The 23,399-nt window shown below is 61.5% G+C and carries 19 protein-coding genes; 9 read left to right on the top strand and 10 right to left on the bottom strand.

Annotation, left to right across the window (positions count from 1 at the left end):
- Nucleotides 1–77: 77 nt before the first annotated feature.
- Nucleotides 78–1,691, top strand: a complete 1,614-nt coding sequence (gene nadB, locus BLU39_RS21175; protein ID WP_092716555.1) for an L-aspartate oxidase — start codon at nucleotides 78–80, stop codon at nucleotides 1,689–1,691.
- Nucleotides 1,692–1,812: 121 nt separating this feature from the next.
- On the opposite strand, the gene BLU39_RS21170 is transcribed toward nadB, so the two are convergent.
- Genes BLU39_RS21170 through BLU39_RS21150 form a run of 5 tightly spaced genes read right to left on the bottom strand, consistent with a single transcriptional unit; the run spans nucleotide 1,813 to nucleotide 8,317 of the window.
- Nucleotides 1,813–3,174 (bottom strand): toxin-antitoxin system YwqK family antitoxin, encoded by a 1,362-nt coding sequence (locus tag BLU39_RS21170; RefSeq protein ID WP_092716552.1) that lies wholly within the window; start codon nucleotides 3,172–3,174, stop codon nucleotides 1,813–1,815.
- Nucleotides 3,159–4,505, bottom strand: coding sequence for a toxin-antitoxin system YwqK family antitoxin (locus tag BLU39_RS21165; protein WP_092716550.1), 1,347 nt, complete (start codon nucleotides 4,503–4,505; stop codon nucleotides 3,159–3,161). The genes BLU39_RS21170 and BLU39_RS21165 overlap by 16 nt, the downstream gene beginning before the upstream one ends.
- Before the next feature lie 9 nt (nucleotides 4,506–4,514).
- Nucleotides 4,515–6,866, bottom strand: a complete 2,352-nt coding sequence (locus BLU39_RS21160; protein ID WP_139178424.1) for a hypothetical protein — start codon at nucleotides 6,864–6,866, stop codon at nucleotides 4,515–4,517.
- Nucleotides 6,863–7,630 (bottom strand): PP2C family serine/threonine-protein phosphatase, encoded by a 768-nt coding sequence (locus BLU39_RS21155; RefSeq protein ID WP_092716546.1) that lies wholly within the window; start codon nucleotides 7,628–7,630, stop codon nucleotides 6,863–6,865. The genes BLU39_RS21160 and BLU39_RS21155 overlap by 4 nt, the downstream gene beginning before the upstream one ends.
- A gap of 3 nt (nucleotides 7,631–7,633) precedes the next feature.
- A complete protein-coding gene (locus BLU39_RS21150; RefSeq protein WP_092716544.1) occupies nucleotides 7,634–8,317 on the bottom strand; it encodes a vWA domain-containing protein in 684 nt (227 codons plus the stop codon).
- A 277-nt stretch (nucleotides 8,318–8,594) separates the two neighbouring features.
- Here BLU39_RS21150 and BLU39_RS21145 point away from each other — a divergent pair, with 277 nt between their 5' ends.
- The 5 genes from BLU39_RS21145 to BLU39_RS21125 all read left to right on the top strand — a co-directional run bounded on the left by BLU39_RS21145 (nucleotide 8,595) and on the right by BLU39_RS21125 (nucleotide 11,615).
- Nucleotides 8,595–9,329, top strand: coding sequence for a helix-turn-helix transcriptional regulator (locus tag BLU39_RS21145; RefSeq protein WP_139178422.1), 735 nt, complete (start codon nucleotides 8,595–8,597; stop codon nucleotides 9,327–9,329).
- Nucleotides 9,330–9,514: 185 nt separating this feature from the next.
- A complete protein-coding gene (locus BLU39_RS21140; protein ID WP_092716540.1) occupies nucleotides 9,515–9,964 on the top strand; it encodes a hypothetical protein in 450 nt (149 codons plus the stop codon).
- Nucleotides 9,965–10,011: 47 nt separating this feature from the next.
- Entirely contained in the window at nucleotides 10,012–10,404 is a 393-nt protein-coding gene (locus BLU39_RS21135; protein ID WP_139178420.1) for a hypothetical protein, read from the top strand.
- A 148-nt stretch (nucleotides 10,405–10,552) separates the two neighbouring features.
- The gene (locus BLU39_RS21130; protein ID WP_092716536.1) at nucleotides 10,553–10,996 is read left to right on the top strand and encodes a hypothetical protein; all 444 of its coding nucleotides are present in this window, start codon (nucleotides 10,553–10,555) and stop codon (nucleotides 10,994–10,996) included.
- A 94-nt stretch (nucleotides 10,997–11,090) separates the two neighbouring features.
- Nucleotides 11,091–11,615 (top strand): hypothetical protein, encoded by a 525-nt coding sequence (locus BLU39_RS21125; RefSeq protein ID WP_092716535.1) that lies wholly within the window; start codon nucleotides 11,091–11,093, stop codon nucleotides 11,613–11,615.
- A gap of 23 nt (nucleotides 11,616–11,638) precedes the next feature.
- Here the strand turns inward: BLU39_RS21125 and BLU39_RS21120 are convergent, their stop codons facing one another.
- Entirely contained in the window at nucleotides 11,639–12,094 is a 456-nt protein-coding gene (locus BLU39_RS21120) for a tellurite resistance TerB family protein (protein WP_092716532.1), read from the bottom strand.
- A 323-nt stretch (nucleotides 12,095–12,417) separates the two neighbouring features.
- On the opposite strand from BLU39_RS21120, the gene BLU39_RS21115 reads away from it, so the two are divergent.
- Both BLU39_RS21115 and BLU39_RS21110 read left to right on the top strand, forming a co-directional pair.
- On the top strand, nucleotides 12,418–13,224 hold the full coding sequence (locus tag BLU39_RS21115) for a lipid II flippase Amj family protein (protein WP_092716673.1): 807 nt from the start codon (nucleotides 12,418–12,420) through the stop codon (nucleotides 13,222–13,224).
- A gap of 48 nt (nucleotides 13,225–13,272) precedes the next feature.
- Nucleotides 13,273–14,349 carry a GTP pyrophosphokinase gene (locus BLU39_RS21110; protein WP_092716530.1) on the top strand — a complete coding sequence of 359 codons (1,077 nt, stop codon included), beginning with the start codon at nucleotides 13,273–13,275 and terminating at the stop codon, nucleotides 14,347–14,349.
- A gap of 112 nt (nucleotides 14,350–14,461) precedes the next feature.
- On the opposite strand, the gene purL is transcribed toward BLU39_RS21110, so the two are convergent.
- Entirely contained in the window at nucleotides 14,462–18,511 is a 4,050-nt protein-coding gene (gene purL / locus BLU39_RS21105) for a phosphoribosylformylglycinamidine synthase (protein WP_092716528.1), read from the bottom strand.
- Nucleotides 18,512–18,702: 191 nt separating this feature from the next.
- Nucleotides 18,703–19,767 (bottom strand): GGDEF domain-containing protein, encoded by a 1,065-nt coding sequence (locus BLU39_RS21100; RefSeq protein ID WP_157808727.1) that lies wholly within the window; start codon nucleotides 19,765–19,767, stop codon nucleotides 18,703–18,705.
- A gap of 349 nt (nucleotides 19,768–20,116) precedes the next feature.
- On the opposite strand from BLU39_RS21100, the gene BLU39_RS21095 reads away from it, so the two are divergent.
- Nucleotides 20,117–21,742: a tetratricopeptide repeat-containing response regulator gene (locus BLU39_RS21095; RefSeq protein WP_092716523.1), complete on the top strand. Its 1,626-nt coding sequence runs from the start codon at nucleotides 20,117–20,119 to the stop codon at nucleotides 21,740–21,742.
- A 231-nt stretch (nucleotides 21,743–21,973) separates the two neighbouring features.
- Here BLU39_RS21095 and BLU39_RS21090 read toward each other — a convergent pair whose 3' ends face one another.
- A complete protein-coding gene (locus tag BLU39_RS21090) occupies nucleotides 21,974–22,276 on the bottom strand; it encodes an HNH endonuclease (RefSeq protein ID WP_092716520.1) in 303 nt (100 codons plus the stop codon).
- A 481-nt stretch (nucleotides 22,277–22,757) separates the two neighbouring features.
- The gene (locus tag BLU39_RS21085; protein WP_092716517.1) at nucleotides 22,758–23,399 is read right to left on the bottom strand and encodes a TetR/AcrR family transcriptional regulator; all 642 of its coding nucleotides are present in this window, start codon (nucleotides 23,397–23,399) and stop codon (nucleotides 22,758–22,760) included.

Here is a 23,399-nt window from a genome sequence, read left to right as displayed (position 1 = left end):
GCAGAATTTATCTCAACACATTACCGATTGATGTGAAATGGACTATAGTATGCTTCCCCTAAAAAAAGATAAATGTCATGAAATTTGATGTAGCGATTGTCGGCAGTGGCCTGGCGGGTTTATCGGTTGCACTGCATTTAGCTGAGACGCGCACCGTCGCGATCATTTCCAAACGCGCGCTGCTCGATGGCGCCAGCAACTGGGCGCAGGGAGGCATCGCGGCCGTGCTGGACTCGGGCGACAGCCACCAGCAGCACATCGAAGACACCCTGATCGCGGGCGGCGGCCTGTGCGACGAGAGCGCCACGCGCTACATCGTCGAGCACGGCCGCGAAGCCATCGAATGGCTGATCGAGCAAGGCGTGCCGTTTACGCGCGACGCCTCGGCCGAGCTGGGTTTTCACCTGACACGCGAAGGCGGCCACAGCCAGCGCCGCATCATCCACGCGGCCGACGCCACCGGCCACGCCGTGCAGGTGACCCTGGAAGAAAAAGTGCGCGCCCACCCGAACATCAGCCTGTTCGAACACCATTGCGCGATCGACCTGATCACCTCCGACAAGCTGGGCATGAAGCCGACCCAGCGCAACGCCCAACCGCATTGCCACGGCCTGTACGTGCAGGATGAGCAAACGGGCAAGGTACTGACCTTTGCCGCCGAGCACACCGTGCTGGCCACGGGCGGCGCCGGCAAGGTGTATTTATATACAACGAATCCCGACACGGCCAGCGGCGACGGCATCGCCATGGCCTGGCGCGCCGGCTGCCGCGTGTCGAACATGGAATTCATCCAGTTTCACCCGACCTGCCTGTACCACCCATACGCCAAATCGTTTTTGATCACCGAAGCCATCCGTGGCGAAGGCGGCTTGCTGAAACTGCCGCCCGAAGCGGGCGCGGCGGCGGGCACGCGCTTCATGCTGGCGCACGATGAACGGGCCGAACTGGCGCCGCGCGACGTGGTGGCGCGCGCCATCGACTTCGAGATCAAGAAACGCGGTCTCGACTACGTGCACCTGGACATCAGCCACAAGCCGGCCGAATTCCTCATCGAACACTTCCCCACCATCTACGCGCGCTGTCTGGAACTGGGCATCGACATCACCAAGCAGCCGATTCCCATCGTGCCCGCCGCCCACTACACGTGCGGCGGCGTCGTGACGGACCTGGCGGGCCGCGCCGACTTGCCGGGCTTGTACGCAGTGGGCGAAACGGCATGCACGGGCCTGCACGGCGCCAACCGCCTGGCGTCGAATTCCCTGCTCGAATGCATCGTCATCGGCCGCGCCTGCGCACAGGATATCGAAAGCAAGGAAAAGCTGGGCACGCCGTATCTGCCCGACTGGGATGAAAGCCGGGTCACGGATGCGGACGAGGAAGTGGTGATTTCCCACAACTGGGACGAGCTGCGCCGCTTCATGTGGAATTACGTGGGCATCGTGCGCACGACGAAACGCCTGGAACGGGCCCAGCACCGCATCGCGCTCTTGAAGGAAGAGATCGACGAGTACTACCGCAACTTCCGCATCACGCACGATCTGCTGGAACTGCGCAATCTCGTCGACGTGGCCTCGATGATCGTCAACAGCGCTCTGTCGCGCCGCGAAAGCCGTGGCCTGCACTTCAGCCGCGATTATCCGGAAACCTTGCCGAAGGCGATCGCCAGCGTGCTGACGCCGCCGCACCGCTAATGTTACGCCTCGGTCCTAGACTATTTGTAAGCCGATAGCATCACCGAACCCTCAGGCAAAGAGCCGGGGTCAGACCCGACGGGTCTGACCCCAGTCCTTGTCTTGGGTTAATTGACATGCTTCACTGCTCCGGCATCTCGAACTCAATTCCATCCTCCGTGTACGACATCTTCGCGGACGCCCCCGTGCACTCCCCCTGCGCCTCATCCGCCACATAGCGGCATTCGCTTTCCACACTACCGTCTGCGCGCCAGTGCCGGGTCCAGCCCTGGCGTTCGCCATCGACATACTCGATCAACTGACGAGGTTTGCCATTCGCATACCAGGAACGCAACGCGCCCTCCTCGCGCCCGCCCGCGTTCCACCGTTTGTCCACGAGCAATACGCCGGTCCGGCTGAAGCGCTGTTCGCTGCGCAAGACGTAGTGGCCGCTGTGCGTGCGCTTGTTGGCGACTTTGCCGTCCGGGTAATATTCGATGCTGTCGCCGACAGGCTTGTCGTCTACGTAGTTGGCCGTGCGCTGCACCTTGCCGTCGGGGAAATAGCCGGTGCTGGGCCCCGTCATGATGCCGTTGACGTACTGGCTGCGGCTTTCCACTGTGCCGTCCGGATAGAACAGCAGCAGCTCGCCCTCCGTCTGGCCCTTGACCTGTGTCACGCGCGTGCGCAGCTTGCCGTCCGTGTCGAACGTTTCTACCAGGCCATCGGCGCGGGCGCCGTTCTCGTAATGGCTGACCTCGTTCAGCTTGCCCGTATCGTGGTAGATCCGCTGTTCGCCTTCCTGCACGCCATTGCGCCACGTGTTGCGCATGGAAATCTGGCCCTCAGGGCGATACATGGTCTGCACACCCTGCTGCACGCCGCGCCCATCCTGCTCCACCTGCATTTCCAACTGGCCATGCGGGTAGTACATGCTGTAGTTGCCCACCAGCTTGCCGCGCAGGTAATCAGGCTCGTTGACCTGGCCAATCAGCCGCTTCGGCTCGCCTTTCCGCGCGTGCACCACCTCGACTTGCCAGGTGCCGGGCGTCTTGCCTGGCGGCAGCGGGACGAGCAGCGCATAGCGCGCATGCTCCTTGACTTCGCCGCGCGTCAGATTGTGATTCAGGTACAGGCGCGCCTTGCCGTCGGCACAGGCTTGCGGCTCGCAGCCGCCCAGCTTGCCGACATCGGGCATGGCGAGCGCAGCCGCCTTACCTGGCGTAGGACAAGATCTGATACGCATCAACAAGGGCGTTTTGTCGCGTATCAGCTTGGCCAATTGCTGCTTCATGGCGGCGTACTGCTGCGCGTCCAGGCCCACGGACACGGCATCCATCAGCACCTGCCTGCCGCCGCAGCCGCTGTCGCTGGCGAGGGTCAGCACGTCGCCGTCGGGCGTCGCCTTGATCGCGGTGACTACTTGCCGCTGCTCAATCTCGGCGTGGGCCAGCAGCGGCCACAGCAGCGTTGCAAGCAGCACATGCTTCACAATGCGCGCCATGCCTGCTCCTTGCGCTGCAGTTCCGGCGCTGGCGGCGCTTCGCCGCATGCGCCCTGGGCCTTGCCGGCCACATACTGGCATTCGCCCTTCAAACTGCCATCCTCGTGCCAGCTGCGGCTCCAGCCGTCGCGCCGGTCGTTCACGTAGTCGATGGCTTGCTCCGGCTTGCCGTTCTCGTACCACGAGCGCGACGTGCCCTGCTCACGCAGCTGCTTGTCCCAGTTTCTTTCCAGCACCAGCACGCCTTGCGGACTGTAGCGTTGGACCTTGAGCAGCGCTCCATTCCCGGCATACTGCTGGCGCGTTTGCACCTTGCCATCTGGATAAAATTCCAGCGCTTCGCCCGCCGGCAAGTCCATGAGCATTGTCATGGTGGAGCGCACGGCGCCATCCGGATGGTAATAGGTGGCCAGACCGTGGTACTTGCCCTTGCTCATTTGCGTGCGGCTGGAAACTTTACCGTCAGGAAAATACGTAATGAGTTCGCCTTCCAGCTTGCCATCGCGCATGGTCTGGCGTGTCTTCAGCTTGCCATTGGCATCAAAGGTATCGAATGTGCCGTCAACCTGGCCGCCATTGCGAAATTCCACAGCTTCGCGCAGCTTGCCCGTGCTGTGATAGCTGCGCTGCATGCCTTCCGGCATACCGTCGCGCCATTGGCTGCGCGATTCCAGCGTACCATCAGAATAGTAACTGCTGGCCACGCCCTGCTGCCGGCCCTTGGCATCTTGCGGCACCTGTTTTTCGATCTGGCCATCCGGGTAATAATAGGTGTAGCCGCCGACCAGTTCACCCTGCGCATAATCGGCGTGGTTGACCTGGCCCGACAGGCGCAGCTTGTGACCGGCCACGCTGTAAATGTCCACCTTCCACGTACCCGGCAGCTTGCCTTTCGGCAAAGGCAACAGCAGCACATTCGGCGCCTTTTCCTGCTCGATGGGGAAGAAGCGCTCGTGCAGGTACAACCGCGCCCGACCGTCGGCGCAAGCCGCTGGCGTGCAGGCGGCGATCTGCCGCACGATGGGCACGCTTTGATCCTCGGGGCAATTTTTCACGGTGACGAGCATGGGCGTCTTGCTGCGGATCTGCTTGGCCAGCCGCGCTTTCAGCGCTTCGTATGGCGCCTCGTCCAGGTTCACCGATCGGGCATCCATGCGTATCTGCTTGCCGCCACAAGCGGTCGTGCCCGCAATACTGAACACATCGCCGCCTTCGCTATCTTGCTCGGCGGCCATGGCGGTCACCACGAGGCGCTGCACGATGTCCGCCTGCGCCATGCCGGGAGTCAGCAATGAAGCGCCCAGCACGGCGCATAGGGTCTTGATTTTCATGGTATTCCTCTAATTTTCCGCCGTAACGGCCACGCCGCCCGGCACGAAGCTGACCCGGCCATCGCGGTAACGCACGAGCACCACCACCTTGGCTTCCAGCAATTGACCGTGCTGCACGGCCGGCAAGTAGGTCCAGCGCTTGACGCTATCGAGCAGCACCTTGTTGAGCATCGGTTCCATCGGCAACTCGGCCGCCGCATGGCTCAGGGTGCCGTCGGCGGTAATGGTCAAGGTCAAGCGGTTTTCACCCGCTGCGCGCTTTTCGTCCAGCACGCCATACGCAACCGTCGTCATTGTTTCGCGCTGCACACTGGCGACCTGGTCCCGCAAGGGCGGCATGGCCTTGAGTTTGACTGCCAGCAAGGCGCCATCGGCCAGTACCTTGTCCCAGCGTTTCTGGTAAGCGCCCGGCTGCGCCAGGCGCAGCACCTTGGCGGCCAGGTCCATCCGCTGCGCCATGCGCGCGACGCCATTGTCGGCCGGCTGACCCGGCTCGGCCGGCAAGGCATGCTCCACGGCATAGCGGTAAGCCGTCAGATGCGCCAGCGCCACCAGATTGACGGCATCGCGCTCGTCGCCGCCGCGCAGCTGCGCGGCAGCGGCCATGCCCAGCCAGGACGTGCCATCCGTCGGATGCGCCCACACGGCTTGCTCGAAGTACTGGCGCGCCGCCTGCGGTTCGTTCAGGCTCAGGTGCATGCGGCCCATGGCCGCCGCCACCAGATGGTCGCGCGGGTTCGCTTGCAGCAAGTCAAGATAGGTAGCGACCAGCGCCGGCTCATAGCCGGGCACCCAGCCCAGGCCCTCCAGCAACGAGGCGCGCAGCCGCACCTGCGTGCTGTCGCCGCCGTAACCAGGGGACTTTTCCTGGCCGGAACGGTACAACAGCTGCAAGCCACGCGTGACGGCGTCATCGTCGCCCTTGCTGATCGCTTGCGACAGGCTGCGCACGGCCTTGCGCGCATCGGACGGCTGGAAACCGGCCGCCTTGCGCGAGCGCCAGCGAAATACTTCCAGTCCAGCCGCCTGGTCCGCTTGCGCCTGCAGGGCGGCCTTGTCCGTCACTTCATCGGACGACGAGGTCCAGGCCGTAAAGCCGATCAGGAACAGCACGATCAGCAGCACCACCACGGCCCAGCCCTTGCCGGAAATGCCGACCGCATTGGCTTGCCCAGCGCCCGCAGGTAGCCGCACGGGCGCTTGCCCCGGCGCCGTATGGTGTGCGCCGCGCGTGCTGCGCTGCCGAGGCTGGGACTGCGCCAGTATCTGCTGCTGGGCAAGCACGGACGCCTGCCCGGCTGCGGCGATGACCTTGTCGCGCGCGCAGGCGGCGCAGCCGAAGCCCGCAAAATGCTGGTGTTCGGCATTCGCGGCACACACGACGAGCTTGCCGCCGCTGCGCTGCGCATAGCCGCGCAGCAATTGCGCCCAGTCGGCCGCCGAGGGCCGCTGGGGTTTGGGGGACGGGGAAAACGCGCGGTCGAACATGGCGCGCAGTTCGGGCGGCATCAAGGCATGGCCGCTCGTCGCGTTCGGCGCCAGCTGCTTGTGGCGTTTGACGCCATACGCATAGCAGCCGTCGCGGATGCGCCCGGGAATGTCGGTCGCCACTTGCGCATTGCCGGGCCGCCCGCTGTACGGGTGGATGCCAAAGTTGAGCATCTGGAAGATGACGACGGCCAGCGCGAAGCGGTCCTGCGCCATTTCCGTGCCCGCCGGCATGCCCTTGCGCTGGAATTCCGGCGCCAGGTAATCGGCCGTGAATTGCTCGGCAGGAAAACGCTCGGCATGGCCCTGGATGCTGAAACCGTCGCAATCGAGCATGGCGATGTACAGCGAATCGCGGTAAAAGCGCAGGTTCACCGGTTTCAGGTCGATCACGTAATGCTGCTGCTGGTGCAGCGCATCGATGACGGCGGCCAGGTTGGCGGCCAGGGTCAGCTTGGGTCCGAGTCCCGTGGGCAAGCCGGCCGCGCGCGCTTGCCGCTCCTGCATGATCTGTTCCAGCTCGGCCGTCTGCGCCATGTCCAGCAAGGGCATGACGAAGCCGGCAAAGCCACCCTGGCCATCGAACACGGCCGCTTGCGGCCAGGCGATCTGCACGTAGCGCTTGCCGTTTTCCACCTGGTCGGGCAGCTCGGGCGACAGTTCCAGCATCGCCTCGAGCTTGCGCCGATTGGCGGCCCGGTCCAGGTGCGGGTGGTACAGCTTGGCCACCTGCGCGGGCGCGCCCGGCAGCAGATACACGCTGCCCGCACCGCCGCTCTTGACGAGTTTGCCCAAGACCAGGCTACGGACTTTATCGAGCCAGATTTTCCCACCCGGACTCAGGCCCGGTGTCACACCCTGCTTCCGGCTCATGCGCGCAAGGCCAGCAGCAGGGTCTTGTCGTCGCCCGTGATCTGGTGCGTGCGCGGGTCGGCCAGGGTGGACGCCAGCGCTTCATTGCCCAGCTCGACGCTGTCGACCGTGCGCAGATAGCCTTGCACGGCATCCATGAACGGCGCGTACAAGGCCGCATTGTTCTTGCCCATGGCAAAGGGCATGCAGCCGTCCGACATCAGCACGACGCCGCGCACGGACCGGGGTATCGGCAACAAGCGCAACTGTTCGCGCCAGCGCTCGCCGCTGATAAAATAGGTTTCGTTCGCGTATTCGCCGTTGGCGGGCAGCGAGATGAGTTCGTCGCCATCAATCAGCTGCGCCACGCCCAGGCCATCGCCCAGGTGGAAGAAGAAGCCGGCCTCCGCTCCCATGACCACGCCAACGACTGTGGCAGCGTAATCGTCGAGGGTGGCATTGGCGGCACGGGCGATGTCGTCCAGCGCGGCGCGTATCTGCGCCAGGGTGCCGGCCAGCGCGCCGTCGAGCAAATCCTGCACGGTGGCGCCCTGCTCCAGCCGTCCGGCCAGCGCCTGCACGGTCCGCCTTGCCACAAACTGCGCGCCCTGCTCGCTGAGCCTGGCCGAACCGGCGCCATCGCAAACGATGGCCACCAGGATGCCGCCCACGACGGCATGCGCGTGCGCATCCTGGCAAGGGATGTCTTTATCCAGGTGCGCCTTGCCCGTGACGGACGCGCCGAACACGCGCCAGGCATCCTGTGTTGCTTGCACTGCTGCCATCGATCAGGTGCTCACGACAGACCAGCCGTCCGTCGAGGCCAGCTGGGCCTGCGCACCGGGACGCGATTGCGACACCACCTGCATGCTGGCGCTCAGCCACAGGAACAGTTCGCGGAACTGCAAGCCTTTCAGCTGCTTCACGCCCCGTTCGCCACGGCTGGAAAACTGCCCCAGGGAACCGATATTCGCGTTGTCGCCCACGGCGATGGGGAAGATCGCCACCTTGTTCGATTGTTCCGCCGCCCGCGCCTGCTCGGCGCCGTGCTGCCAGCGGTCCGTCGGCTCGCCGTCCGACATCAAAAACAGCCATGGCCGCGTGTACGCCACGCCCGCCTGGCGGAAGCGCTGCTTTTCCTGCTCGATTTCGGCCAGCGCCAGTTCGACGGCCGCACCGGTCGGCGTGGTGCCGTTCGCGGCCAAGAGGGGTGCCGTGAAATCCATGGCATCGCACCAGTTGCTGGCCACCACGGCTTCATCGTGGGCGCCGTATTGAATCACGAGGATGCGCACGCGCTTGGCGGCGATCACGTCGGACTTGAGTTCCTGTTCCAGCAAGGCCAGGCCTTCGTTAAGCAGCGAGACGGGCTCGCCATCCATGCTGCCGGAGCAGTCCAGCACGAGCACCAATGGCGTGCGTTGTTCGGTGTTGTCGACGAGGGCGACGTCGGGAATCATTATTGAACTCATGGGCAATCGGTAAATGTGAAATCGGTCATAGTGCGAATCTTACATCATCGACGTATTTTGCCCGCGCGAGTTTCCTACAGAACACTATCCACGCATATTTTTGCAAACCATTGCAGCATAGATGTCTTTGTACTATCTTGATAGTTGCCCAGGCCAGATGGCAACGACCAGCCCTTCCCCACAAAGGTGCGGCGGATCGTACTGCAACACCGCCCTTACCCAGTTCCGCACCTGCACGCCTGCGGCACACTGATGTCATCAGGCTATGGGGGCAAGCATGGGTACAGCGACAGTCACCGAGGACGTGGGCGCATTGATTGCCGCCCTGTACGAAACGGCTTGCGGCACGGACGACTGGCCGCAACTCGACAGCGCGGCACTGAACAGCCAGCAATGGCAGGAACTCTTGCCGCATCTGCAGCGCGCCCTGTGCCTGCAGCAGCGCCTGCGCGAAGCGCAACTGGCCAGCCGCTGCGCCCTGGCGGCGCTCGACGCCATGGGCGCCGCCGTGCTGGTGCTCGACGCGAGCCTCGGGCTGCGCTTCGCCACGCCCGCCGGCCACGCCCTGCACGCGGCGCAACTGGCAAACGCTGCGCCGCCCGCCCTCGTGCGCGCCGTGCGCATCGTCATCGCCGGCGCCGGTGGTCCACCGCAATGCCAGTCGCTGCGCCTGGCGCGCAAGCAGCAAACCCCGCTGGCAGTGACCGTCACCCTGCTCGCCGCCTGCCAGCCGCCATGCGCGTTGCTGATCGCGCGCGACCCCGCACAAGCGAGCACGTCCGCCACTGCCTTGCGCCAGCTGTTCGATTTGACGCAAGCCGAAGCGCTGGTGGGCAAGGAACTGGCGCAAGGTGCCACCATCGAGGAAATCGCCGCGCGCGGCGGCATCAGCGTCAACACCGTCAAGACGCATCTGCACCATACCTATCTGAAAACGGACACGCGGCGCCAGGGCGAGCTGATCGCGCTGATCCACGGCGCGACGGCGCACCTGGCCGTACTCGACGCATGAGGCCGCGTCATCCGATCGGATGATGTGCAGGACAACTTGCCTGCCTACACTGGCAAGACCGGTCGCCCGCACCTCGCCAGTGTCACCACAGCGCGTGCTGACAGCCGGTTCGGCTTCCCTGGTATCGACAACAATATCGCCGCGCCGGCAGCGGACGGCACCACAGTTCAAGGACGGGTAAAAAAATGAAAACATGGATACTGGCCGGCACCCTGGGCGTTTGCGCCCTGCTGGCAAATGCGCAATCGCTCCCCGACAGCCAGACCGTCGTCATTCCAGGCGGACGCCTGCAGACGATCGAACTGCCGCCCCAAAGACATTTTATGAATGCGGAAACGTTTGCCCCGTTCCGCGGCGGCTATGAGCTGTCGAACGGGCAAGTACTCCACCTGCGCAATATCGGCAGCATCGGCGCCATCATGTATGCGCGTATCGACGATCAGGAAGAACACCGCATCGTCGCCAGCGGCAGCCACAGCTTCGTGGCGCTGGACCGGCAACTGGCCGTGCGCATCGACTTGCGCAACGATGGCAGCGTGGGCGGCGAAGTGCTGATGCAGATGCCGGCCGAAAAACTGGCCAGCGGCGACATCGTGCCTGCCCACGTGCAAAGCATGGGCCTGGCCTTACGTTGATGCAACAAGCCGCGTGCCGCATTCTGCACTCCGCATGGGTGGCCGCCATGAGCAGACACTATTCTGTCCAGCAGCAAAACACGCTGACCCAGGCAGCCATCAGACAGAAGGCGGCCTGGTGGCGTGCGCGTCCCTTGCCCGAGGCCTTGCGCCAGTACGCGGCCAGCCACGGCGTGGCGCTGGGCACCTCCATCATGCTCGACCTGCGTCTGGCCTACCCCGGCATGCCCGCCGTGTACGGCAAGCTGCTGAGCGCCGACGGCCACTTCATCCACTTCGAGATGGACCTTGACGACGCGCTGCGCCCCCTGCCTGGCAGCGTGGCGTGGGACGACATCAGCGCCCGCTACGAGCCGGCCGCACGCAAGCGCGGCACGGGCGTGGACTATGGCCTGCTGTGCAAGAAGGTGCTGCAGGAAATGAATCACGGTGCCCGGTAACATTGCGCCGCGCAGTACCGGCGCCGCATACTCTGCAGTTCTCCACCGAATGGACGATGCGCAGCGCCAAAGCCGCGCCTAGACTGGTTGCTGCCCCATGCCTGCCGGCACCATGCGCCAGAGGCCATCAATCAACGAGGACGACACCATGAAAACCATCATCCTGGGCACACTGCTGTGCCTTGCCGCCGCCAGCCCCGCAGCCACTGCGCAGGCCCTGCCGCCCGAACACACCGTCACGGTGCCGGGCAACTCGCTGCGCATCGACGTGCCCGAACATCCGCGCTACATGATGCGCCAGGATTGCAAGAAGTTCGTCGGCACCTATGATCTGTCGAATGGCGACACCATGGAACTGCGCCTCGCCGGCGCCGTCATGTATGCGCGTATCGGCAAGCAGGAAGAGCACCGTATCATCGCCACCGACCGCAACGCCTTCGTCGCGCTGGACCGCCAGCTGAAAGTGCGCATCGACCACAATGATGACGGCAGCGTGGATGGCGAACTGGTGATGGTGGTGCCGTCGCAGAAGGTGTCGAGTGGCGGCATCGTGCCCTCCCACATACAAAACATCGGCCTGGCGTCGCGTTGAAGCGGCGCACAGGCGCGGCAGGCCAGGCGCTGCCATCGCGTGCTATCATCGCCGCCAAATTCCTGAAACGAACGGCAACGGCCCATGGAGCGCAATGCAGACACCTCGCAGTAATCCGATCTTCACCGTGCTGCGCGGCGGCCTGCGCCTGCTGGCCTGGCCCTTGATGGCCCTCGTCAGCGCCGCGTGCACGAGCACCACACGCCATCCGGCCAGCGAGCCCACGCAAGTCATCCTGCGCTTTACCTATGACGACGGCAAGCCGATGCGGCATGACGATTACCTGGCCAATGCGCGCCAGCAAACGTATATCAAGCACTGCAGCAAGATAGGCAGCACCACTGTCTGCGACATCGGCTCGGATCCACTTTTCATGGGCGGCGACGCCCCGCTGGACGCCAACGGCGAAGTGCGCGTCACCCTGCACTCGACCGGCCCCATCGGCAACAATCCGACCAGTCTTTGCATCAAGGGCAAAGGCTACGTCTTTGATTCCGGCGACTGGAAACGCGGTCCCTTCAGCCCAGGCCAGGTGATCGAGATCCGCTACAGGATCAGCGAAGTGCAAATGGCGTGCCCCTGGTCGTCGGGCACGCCGCCGTGGTGGGACAAGAGTTAAGCCGGAGCCGGCTGGCTTGAAAGTTACTGCAGCTCGAACTCGCCTGGATTCAAGCCCAGTTCGCGCGCAATCTTGCTGGCCACGCGTTGCTCGTTGGCGTCGAAATTGCCGTCCGACGAAGCGACGGCGATGATCATGCGCACCAGCAGGCGCGACGCCTCCACATTCGACTTCATCTTGCCCAGCGCCTGATACGCCTTGGCTTCGCCGATATCCTTGTCGAACTCCAACTGGCCGACATATTCCTGGAACGCCTTGATCACGTCCGTGGTGGTAAACACCGACAGCGCGTCATTGCTTTCAATGAATTTGACCATCTTCTGCTTTTCTTCCGCACTGACGCTGCCGTCGGCCATGGCGATCAGGGCCGAGCCCGCCATCGCGGCGTTCAGGAAATCCTTGTTCTTGTACTTCAGTGCTTCGGTTTTCAGTTCGCTGGCCTTGGTCTTCAGTTTGGACAGAAAGGAATCGAAACTCATGGTGTACCTCCGGGTTGGTTGATTCATGTCGAGCGCAAATCTTGCCGCTACCCAGGATAGTTGAGGGTGCGAGCTTGAAATACAAGCAAGGAAACCAGTCAGACGCTCACTGGCGGCATTTATCTCACCCACAGGCAAAGGCCGGGGTCAGACCCTAAGGGTCTGACCCCAGTTTCTGCCTTGGGGTGAAATTCAGTCAACTACACACAAACCCACACAAACCACCACAAAACCCCAATCACATAAAATTATCTTATTTGCAGTTGAAAAATAAATAATTCCATGGCAGGATGGAATTACATTTTCCATACTGCAAGGTCGTGATGGACAAGCAATTGCTGCTGATTTGCGCACTGACATTTATCATCCACATTATCGGTACCCTCGCCTATTCCGTGCGCATTGCCGGCATCCGCACGCGGCGCATCGCCGTATCGCTGGCCCTGTTCAGCATTCTCTTGCTGCTTTCGCGCACCTCGAATTCCTTCCTGGGACCGTTTCTCGCGAAACGCGTGGAGACGGGCATCGCCCAGCATGGCTCCGCCGACGCGCTGCTGCTCGACTTTCGCTGGCTGCTGCTGTCCGCCAGCCTGGCTACGATACTGGGCGCGATATTGATCCCCACCTTCCAGCGCGTCTTTTGCCGCGCCGTCGAACACTTCCAGGTACACAGATCGGTACCGAAGCTGCTGTTGCATGCCGTCTTCAAGGGTGGCCTGTCCTACCTCAAGACCTCCGCCAGCCTGCCCAAACCGGCCAACGTCACGGGCCTGCGCCAGGAAACCGGCGTCTCTGCCTCCATGACGGCCATGAACGTCATCGCCACGGCGCTGTGGACAGTAGGCGTCTTCGCCGCCCTGTACGCGGGCGTGCTGGACCCCAGCGTGCGCGTGACCTCCAGCACGCTTTCATCGATCATCAACGGCGGCGCCACGATCATGATGGCCGTCTTCATCGATCCGCACATGTCGGGCATGACGGATGACGTCATCGAGGGCAAGATCGAAGAATCGCAATTTAGACGGGCGGTGGTATGGCTGGTGGGGAGCAGATTGGCGGGGACGCTGATTGCGCAGTTTTTGCTGGTGCCGTCGGCGGTGGTGATTGTGGGGGTGGCGAAGGCGCTGTAACCAGCGCAAACCAAAAGTATATGATAAAAAATCCGTAAGAGGAACTAAATGCCATCATTAGACTTTGATACCGAAAAAAAGTTATTTCGGGAATTTCATGACTCCAATACTAAACTCTTGGAAAATGCAAAAAACTCATTTATAACATTAATTACGGCCCTATTGAGTGCATCAGGAAGTAACTCAATTTCAAAAATTGAGGGGAGAGTTAAGGAAAAAGAAGAGTGCATAAAAAAATTCAATCTGAAATATAGAACAGATCTTGAAGCTGAAAACACACCCTATTCAATTCAAGAGAAAATTACCGACTTAATCGGGCTTAGAATAATATGCCTTTATGAAGACGACATAGAAACAATAAATTCATGCCTATCAAACCACTTTGACATAATAGATGTTACCAATAAAATTAGTCAACTAGAAAGCACTGAGGCACTATTTGGTTACAAAGGATTGCATTTAGACCTAAAACTAAACGAACAAAGAATCGCATTGCCTGAGTATGAAATATACAAATCTTACAGATTCGAAGTTCAAATTAGGACAATTATCCAAGACTCTTGGAGTGTCTTAGATCATAAAATAAAATATAAAAAATCAATCCCAAATGGCCTAAAACGTAGGATTAACACATTAGCTGCATTATTTGAATTGGCTGATCGAGAGTTCCGAGAGATAAGAGAAGCCACCATTGAAGAGATCAGAAAAGAAAGTATAATTGAAGAAATAGTAAAAGATGGTCAGCCCGAGGTAACTTCAGGAGCAAGTAATGAGCTGAATCAGTCAAGACTTCTTAATGCATTTAGCTTTCAAAAAATAGCACAGCACTTCTTCAAGGATTTTGAATTTGAAGCGCACAAAGTAGACGGATTCACACAGGAAATTATTGAAGCAGACAACCATATTACAAGGCGAAGACTAAATGTTCTTTTGCGTGACAACATTGCAAAAACAAAAAGATATCAAATTTACTTTGAAGGAAAGAATAAGGATGACAAGCTAAATCCTTATACTTTGATCAGGCACTGCTTATATATTGGCGACAAAGAAAAATTTAACAACATACTAACCAGTGTAGCAAAAGATGCATTCGACAATTGGCTTGCGACAAATGTCGAAATTTAAGAGAGTTACGTCCGCCCTCCTACAATAAAAAAGCCGCTATCTCCCGACAGCGGCTTTCTCATTCCTACCCCAGCAGCAGCGCCCTGAACCAAGGCGCTGCACCGAAAATAGATTACCCCACAAACTTCCGCGCATTCCTGAACATGCGCATCCAAGGCGAATCCTCGCCCCACGCTTCAGGGTGATACGACTGCTGCACGCTGCGGAACACGCGCTCCGCGTGCGGCATCAGCACCGTGAAGCGGCCGTCTGGCGTGGTCACGGAGGTGATGCCTTCCGGCGAGCCGTTCGGGTTGTACGGGTACGCTTCCGTGGCGGCGCCCTTGTTGTCGACGAAGCGCATGGCTTTGGTGACTTGGGTGATATCTCCCGTTTGCGAGAAGTCGGCGTAGCCTTCGCCGTGGGCGATGGCGATGCCGGCTTGCGTGCCGGCCATGCCGTTGAAGAAGATCGATGGGGAATCCATCACTTCGACCATGGCAAAGCGGCCTTCGAACTTCTCCGACTTGTTGCGCGTGAATTTAGGCCAGGCGTGGGCGCCGGGGATGATGGATTTCAAATTGCTCATCATCTGGCAGCCGTTGCAGATGCCGAGGCCGAAGCTGTCCGTGCGGTTGAAGAAGCGCGCGAACTGTTCCGCCAGGCTGGCGTTGAACAGGATCGTTTTCGCCCAGCCTTCGCCCGCGCCCAGCACGTCGCCGTACGAGAAGCCGCCCACGGCGATGACGCCCTGGAAGTCGTCCAGTTTCACGCGGCCCGCAATCAGGTCGCTCATGTGCACGTCGACAGCGGTAAAACCTGCCTGGTGCATGACATACGCCGTCTCGATATGCGAGTTGACGCCCTGCTCGCGCAGGATGGCGACACGCGGTCGCACGCCGGTGGCGATGAATGGCGCGGCGATGTTTTCGTTCTGGTCGAAGGTGACGATAGGCGACATGCCCGGATCTTGCACGTCCAGCAGGCGGTCGTATTCAGCGTCCGCGCACGCTGGATTGTCGCGCAGGCGGGCGATGCGCCAGCTCGTTTCACTCCACAGGCGGTGCAGTTCGGCGCGCGGCTGGGTGTAAATCAGCTTGGCGTCGCGCGTGAATTCGATCACGTCACGGTCGTTCAATTTGCCGATGATATGGCTGCAGGCGCCCAGGTTGAAGGTGCGCAGCACGTCCATGACGAGCGACTTTTCTTCCGCGCGCACCTGGATGACGGCGCCCAGTTCTTCGCTGAACAAGGCGCGCAGGGTCAGTTCGTTGCGGCGTTCCGCTACCTGGCCGGCCCAGTTCTTGGCGTCGCCCCAGTCGCTCGAATGCTCGCCTTCCATGGTCAGCATGTCGAGGTTGACGGACATGCCCGTGTGGCCGGCGAAGGCCATTTCCGTCAGGGTGGCGTACAAGCCGCCGTCCGAACGGTCATGGTAGGCCAGCAGCTTGTCGTCGCTGTTCAATTTCTGGATGGCGGCGAAGAAGCCTTTCAGGTCTTCCGCGCTGTCCACGTCCGGCGTGGCATTGCCCAGCTGGCCCATGACTTGCGCCAAGGCGGATGCACCGAGGCGGTTCTTGCCGCGACCCAGATCGATCAGGATCAGGGATGTGTCGCCCTTGTCCGTTTTCAGCTGCGGCGTGAGCGACTTGCGCACATCCAGAACTGGCGCGAACGAGGACACGATCAGCGACACTGGCGACGTGACGGATTTCGCCGCGCCCGTGCTCTCGTCTTTCCACGTCGTGCGCATCGACAGCGAATCCTTGCCGACCGGGATACTGATGCCCAGCGCCGGGCACAGTTCCATGCCCACGGCTTTCACCGTGTCGTACAGGGCCGCATCCTGGCCAGGCTGGCCGCAGGCGGCCATCCAGTTGGCGGACAATTTGATGTCGGAGATATCGCTGATGGCTGCGGCGGCGATGTTGGTGACGGCTTCGCCCACGGCCATGCGGCCCGAGGCGGCGGCGTCGATGACGGCCAGCGGCGTGCGTTCGCCCATGGCCATCGCTTCGCCCAGGTAGCCTTCGAAGCTCATGGTGGTGACGGCGCAATCGGCCACCGGCACTTGCCATGGTCCCACCATCTGGTCGCGCACGGTCATGCCGCCCACGCTGCGGTCGCCGATGGTGATCAGGAACGATTTGTCGGCCACGGTCGGCAGCAGCAGCACTTTTTGCGCCACGTCCTTCAAGTCCATGCCGGTGAGATCAATGGCAGGGAAATCGTTGGCCACGTGGACCACGTCGCGCTGCATCTTCGGCGGCTTGCCCAGCAAGACGTCCATCGGCATGTCGACCGGCTCGTTACCGAGTTCCGGGTCGATCAGTTTCAGTTGACGCTCTTCGGTGGCCACGCCCACGGCGGCGAACAGACAGCGTTCGCGTTCGCACATGGCTTTGAACAGTGGCAGGCTTTCCGGCGCGATGGCCAGAACGTAGCGTTCCTGCGATTCATTGCTCCAGATTTCCTTCGGCGCCATGCCCGATTCTTCCAGCGGCACTTTGCGCAGGTCGAAAATCGCGCCGCGCTTGGCGTCGTTGGTGATTTCCGGGAACGCGTTCGACAAGCCGCCCGCACCCACGTCGTGGATCGAGATGATCGGGTTGTCCGCGCCCATTTGCCAGCAGGCGTTGATGACTTCCTGGGCGCGGCGTTCCATTTCCGGATTGCCGCGCTGGACGGAATCGAAGTCCAGGTCGGCCGTGTTGCTGCCGGTGGTCATCGACGAAGCGGCGCTGCCGCCCATGCCGATGCGCATGCCCGGGCCACCGAGCTGCACCAGCAGGCTGCCGACGGGGATGTCGTTCTTGTGCGTGTGCTGCGCCGAGATATTGCCGATGCCGCCAGCGATCATGATCGGCTTGTGGTAGCCGAACACGGCGTCTTTGTCCGCGCCGACGTTCTGTTCATACGTGCGGAAGTAGCCGCCCAGGACCGGACGGCCAAATTCGTTCGAGAACGCGGCGCCGCCCAACGGGCCTTCGATCATGATTTGCAGCGGCGAGGCGATGCGTTCGGGTTTGCCATATTGATTGCCGTATTGGTCCGCATCCGTGCGGCCCGCCAGCGGCGCCGTCACGGAAGCGGCCGTTTCCCAGCTGCGCACGGCATCCGGCAGGGACAGGTTCGACACGGTGAAACCGGTCAGGCCAGCTTTTGGCTTGGCGCCGCGGCCCGTCGCGCCTTCGTCGCGGATCTCGCCGCCAGCACCCGTGGAGGCACCGGGGAATGGAGAAATCGCCGTCGGGTGGTTATGCGTTTCCACCTTCATCAGGGTGTGCGTCAGTTCCGTCGACGCCGCGTATTCGTGGTTCGCACCGCGCGGGTAGAAGCGCGACACGGTCGCGCCTTCCATGATCGAGGAATTGTCGCTGTAGGCGACGACGGTGCCCTTCGGCTGCAGTTCATGCGTGTTCTTGATCATGCCGAACAGCGACTTCGGCTGTGCCACGCCGTCGATGGTCCAGTCGGCGTTGAAGATCTTGTGGCGGCAATGCTCGCTGTTCGCCTGCGCGAACATCATCAGTTCCACGTCCGTCGGGTTGCGGCCAGCCTTGGTGAAGGCGGCGTCCAGGTAGTCGATTTCGTCTTCCGACATCGCCAGGCCCAGTTCCGTGTTCGCCGTTTCCAGCGCGGCCTTGCCCTGCCCCAGCAAATCGATCGATTCCAGCGGGCGCGCTTCCAGGGTGCGGAACAGGTCCTTGGCGTCGTCGGCGCTGCGCAGCACGGATTCCGTCATGCGGTCGTGCAGCAGGTCGGCCACGGCTTGCACCTGTTCGTCCGTCAGTTTGCCGGCGCCAATGGCGCTGCCCAGGATGCCCGATTTCAGGTTGATGCGGAAAGCGATGCCGCGTTCGACGCGCTTGATGTGCGCCATGCCGCAGTTGTGCGCGATGTCGGTGGCTTTCGAAGCCCACGGCGAGATCGTGCCGAAACGGGGGATGACGAAGAATTCTTCGGCAGCGCCTTCCGTATTGTCAGCCTGGGCCGGCTCGCCGTACGTCAGCAAGGCGCCAAGGCGCGTGCTGTCGTCGTTGGTGAGAGGCGCGCTGGCATCGATGAAATGGACATAGCGTGCTTGCACGGCAACAATCGCAGGCGAGACGGCTTGCAGTTGGCTTAACAGACGGTGGCTACGGAAATGGGACAGGGCATTGGAACCCGGCAGTATCAACATGATTGGAAGGTGGTTGATGCAGCGTGGCTGCGGGTTAAAGGTAGGTATGACAATATCTTTCGTACGGCAAATTTCCTTTGCGCGCATTATACCCGTTTTACCCCTGCCTTATGACCGGAACTTGGGGTTTTACCCCCCTTTTGCCACCGTTTTGCCCCGCACAGCGGCAGTTTTGGCACTGCAACAACAGCTCAGGCGATCACATAGCGGTTCTTGCCCTGGCGCTTGGCCAGGTACAAGGCCTCGTCGGCCAGCCGGTAGCTGTGGCCCAGGTCCTTGCCCCGGTCCAGCTCGGCCACGCCCACGCTGATCGACACGAACTGGGCGGCATGGAAGGCCTGGCTGACGGCTTCGACCAGGGCGCCGGCAAAGGCGCGCGCGTCGTCGCGGCCGCCCGCGTAGACGATGCCGAATTCCTCGCCGCCCAGGCGGCCGCACAGATGGCCCTGCGCCTTGTCCGCGATGACGGCGGCCGTGCGCACGAGCACCGCGTCGCCCGCATCGTGGCCCTGCTGGTCGTTGATAATCTTGAAATTGTCGATGTCGATCATCAGGAAATGCAGCACGCCGCCATGCGGTGCGCCATGCAGTTGCTGGGCGCGCTGCGTGAACATGCGGCGGTTGTTCAGGCCCGTCAGGCTGTCCTGGAAGGCCAGCCGCGTCAATTCCACCTTCGAGTGATAATTACGCAAGCGTAATAAACTGAAGCTGACGTTCAGCGCCAGCCCGAACAGCACGCTGACGGCGATCATCAGCGGCGGCCACGACTGGTCGGGCAAGCCCGCGTTGACCGGATACAGGCCGTGGCCCACGTTCCACCACACGCCGGCCACCACGGCCAGGTAGCTGAGGCCGCCATTGAAGATCGAGGCAATGGCCAGGGTCATGAAGACGCCCACGGGCAAGACCCAGAAACTGGCGTGCTGCACGGCATCGGCCATGGTGCGCAAGCCAAAAGTCAGGGCCAGCACGGCGCAGGCGCCCGTGACGGTCAGCACGGGCAATGTGGTGCAGCGGTAGCGCACCACCAGGCTGATCAGCATGCCCAGCAGCGCCAGCACGGCATGCGTGAGGTTCGGGTGGTAGGCAGGCGGCATCAGCAGCCACGTCAAGCTGAAGGCGATGATGCCCAGCACTTGCGTGACCATGCCGACCCGGTGCAATTCGGCAAAATAGGTATGCTGCTGCTCGCTGTTGCCGCCAAACGCGAGGGGCACGGCGACGCGCCGCAAGGTAGACAAATCAGGTACGCGCATGACGGGTATGAACACAAGAGAGAGATGGAGCGCCCGGGATAGCCTTGCGCATGCCTGGCCGCAAGATTGTGCGGCATCCAACATTAGTTGTAATTAGGATACTATCATGCTAGTCAACCATGTGCGCGAATATGCGGCGCCAGCCACCGCAGACAGGGCGCCAGCGGCATGAAATACAACGCTGCGCGCCGCCGGATGCTCGCTGCACCCTGCCCCGCGCCCGATTGCATGCATTTTGCTGGCAGTGCCGCCCGGCTTTGCAGTATGCTGATAAAAAACAATACTGCCAGGCAGAGACATATAAGAAGAGTTCCCGCAAATGACCGAACAGATGAACGAGAGCTGAACAATGCCAGAAACTAGCGACTTATCTGTCCTGATCGTCGACCCGAACCCCAGCATGCGGGGCAATCTGCACAATATGCTGAACCAGGCGGCCATCACCAAGGTGGAATACGCCGTCAATGCCGGCACGGCCATCCGCTTGCTGACGAAGAAACCGTTCGACATCATCCTGTGCGAATACGACCTTGGCAGCGGCACGGACGGCCAGGACGGCCAGCAATTGCTGGAAGACTTGCGCCACCATAAGCTGATCGGCCTGTGGACGATCTTCATCATGCTGACCTCGGAAGCCATCCACAGCAAGGTGATCAGCGCGGCCGAGCTGACCCCGTCCGACTACATATTAAAACCGTTCACCGTCGACGTGCTGAGCGGACGCATCGCGCGCGCCATCGAACGGCGCGCCATTTTCCTGCCCACGTATCAGCTGATCGACAAGGGCGACTTGCGCGAAGCCGTGAAAAGCTGCCGCGCGGCCGAACTGCAGCACCCGCGCCTGGCGGCCGATTTCGCCCGCCTGCGCGCCGAGCTGCACATCACCCTGGACGAATGGAAGGAAGCGGAACAGCTGTACGCGGACATGCTGGCCACGCGGCCCATGGCCTGGGCCCACCTGGGACTGGCGCGCACCCTGTTCGAACAGCAGCGCCACGAAGAGGCGCAGGACGCGCTGCTGGAACTGGTGGAGGTCTATCCCCGCTTCATGGCCGCCTACGACCTGCTGGCGAAGAACCACGAAGCCATGGGCCAGCAACTGCAGGCGAAAAAAATCCTCGAGGACGCGGTGGCCATCTCGCCGCACATGGTGCGCCGCTTGCGCCACCTGGGCGGCATCGCCTTCGATACGGGCGACATCGGCGCGGCCGAACGGGCCTACAAGCAGGTGGTGACGAAGGCCAAATACTCGGAATTCCGCGACCCGGAAGATCATGTGAATCTGGTCAAAACGCTGGTCAAGAAAGGCGACGCGCCGCAAGCGAGCGGCGTGCTGCGCGACATGGAGCGCTCCTTGCGCGGCGGCGCCAACGTCGAAGCGTGCCGCGCCATCTCGGCCGCCATGCTGCATGAACTGTCGGGCAACGACATCGCCGCCGCCACCGAACTGCAACTGGCAGCCGCCGCCCTGGACACGGCGCGGGGCCTGTCGACGCAGCTGAAGGTGGGCCTCGTGCAGAGCTGCCTGAAAAACAACCTGGAACAGGCGGCGTCCGACGTCATGATGAAACTCGTCAACGAAGCCGACAGCGACGTGACCATGGAAGCGGCCGTCGACGTATTTGAAAAAGCGGGCCGCCACGACCTGGCGCAAGGCATGGGCCAGCAGATCACGAACCAGGTGCAGGAACTGATGCAGGATGCGGCCAGCAAATCGGAAAGCGGAGAACTCAAGGGAGCCGTCTTCGTGCTGCGCCAGGCCCTGCGCAAAACCCCAGGCAACCTGCCAGTGCTGTTCGCCTCCGTCGACGCCATCCTGCGCCAGCTCAACATGCTGGGCTGGGAAGCCCCGCTGGCCGAACAGGCGCAGCACCAGATGCAGGTGATCAGCAAGATCGATCCCAAGCATCCGAAGCTCGAGTCGCTCAAGCAACAATACGCCGCGACCCAGCACAAATACGGTATTGCTACTTGATTGCGGCCTGCCCTTTTTTACTGCAGCGATCGGAAGCTGAGGGACTCAGCGTCAGCGTCCGCTATCGAGCCAAATGCCGACGTAGCCTCAGCAGAGCGCCAGCATCTGCGCACTATCAGTTACCCACGCTTGGTGCCTGATTGCGAGCGGCGCATGGAAGTCAACAGCTTCGCTGCCGCTGCGGCATCTATATTTGCGCCTGATTATAAACTGTCACTCAAACGGTGATTTTCAGCGCGGCAGTTTATACCGAACCAGCAGCGTAGGCCCCTTGCCGCCGGGCGGTGTCAGCAGGATCTCGTCACCGGGCTGCATTTCTTCATACATCACCGTGCAACAGGTTGGCATCGAGTGGCCGCGCGCCGGATAAACGCCAACCTCGGTGTGCAGGTTCGCAGCGCGTACGTCCACGCTGGACTTGCCAGCCTTTGCTTCTTCTTGCAGCAGCTTGCGCAATACGGTGACGAAGTCCCCTTTGCTGAGCCTGGCAGGCGCCTGATTTGCTTGCGGGCGAGTGGTTGCGTCGTTTTTCATGACAGTTTCTTTCAGTAAATAAATTTTCGCCACTATAACATTCGCGCCTGGCGCAACGCGACCAGGGGGCACAGCGGCCATCACATCCGACCGAGGCAACCGCGGCAGAGCGCCTGAGATGGAGCTGCCATCATGATCGGTGCGACATGGCATCTGATGTTTGGCTAAAGCAGAAGCTTGCGATAGCCGCTTACATGTTCTAAGCAATGAGGCGACAGCCGTTTAGGGTAAAGTGTTGCATTGACCGATTGAATCCACAGGCGAAAGCAGACCTACACGACGGCCAGGGATAGGATGGCGAATGTGTTCCTGGCAGGACTGATTCCACGGCTCACGCCATGCTGCCCGATGAGGAAAGACGATCTGCCACTTATCAGTGAGTACGTCGAAAGGTTTTGTTAGCCACTCTTGGAACCTATCCCAGTCGCGTCATCCCACTACCGCAGGCCAACAATATTGTCGGATTACGGCCCTGCCGGACCTAATCCGCCCTACGTTCCACCCTCGCCACCACCAGCTCAATCAACTCCGCGATCAGCGGCCGGAACGTAGCCGCATTACCGCCCTGCCCCAGCATGACGGTGCGCGTGGTCAGGTGCGAGAAGACGGCGTCGAACAGGATTTGCGGCAGGTTGGAAAATGAAGTATCGGGCGCGATGCGGCCCTGGATGCGCTGCTGTTCCAGCAGGCGCAGGATAAGCGCATGCCACACTTGCGGGCCGTGTTCGTACCAGGTCTGGCCCACGGCTGGCACGGCGGCGGTGCCCGTGACGACGAGGCGGTAGAAATCCACGTGGCGGGGACTGGTGACGACGGCCACAAGTTCATCGAGGATCAGCTGCAAGCCCTGTTCCAGGCCCGCTTGCGAGGTATCGAGCTGGCGCAGCGCAATGATGAAGTCGGCGCACAGGTATTCGACCACGGCCACCAGCAGTTCCTGCTTGCTGCCAAAGTAGCGGTAGGCGGTGGCTTTCGAGCCGCCCGCCTCGGCCACGATGGCATCCATGCTGACGCCGTCGTAGCCGGAGTCGAGAAAGAGTCTGGATGCCGCCACCAGCAGCTTGCGCCGCCGCTCCTCGCTTCGGGTACTCGGGGAAGCTGGAACGGTGCGCAACTGGGGCAT

Source organism: Janthinobacterium sp. OK676, assembly GCF_900103595.1.
Classification (GTDB): domain Bacteria; phylum Pseudomonadota; class Gammaproteobacteria; order Burkholderiales; family Burkholderiaceae_D; genus Janthinobacterium.
The sequence above is the reverse complement of the archived record's forward strand: the minus strand, read 5'-3'. Positions and strand labels throughout refer to the sequence as shown.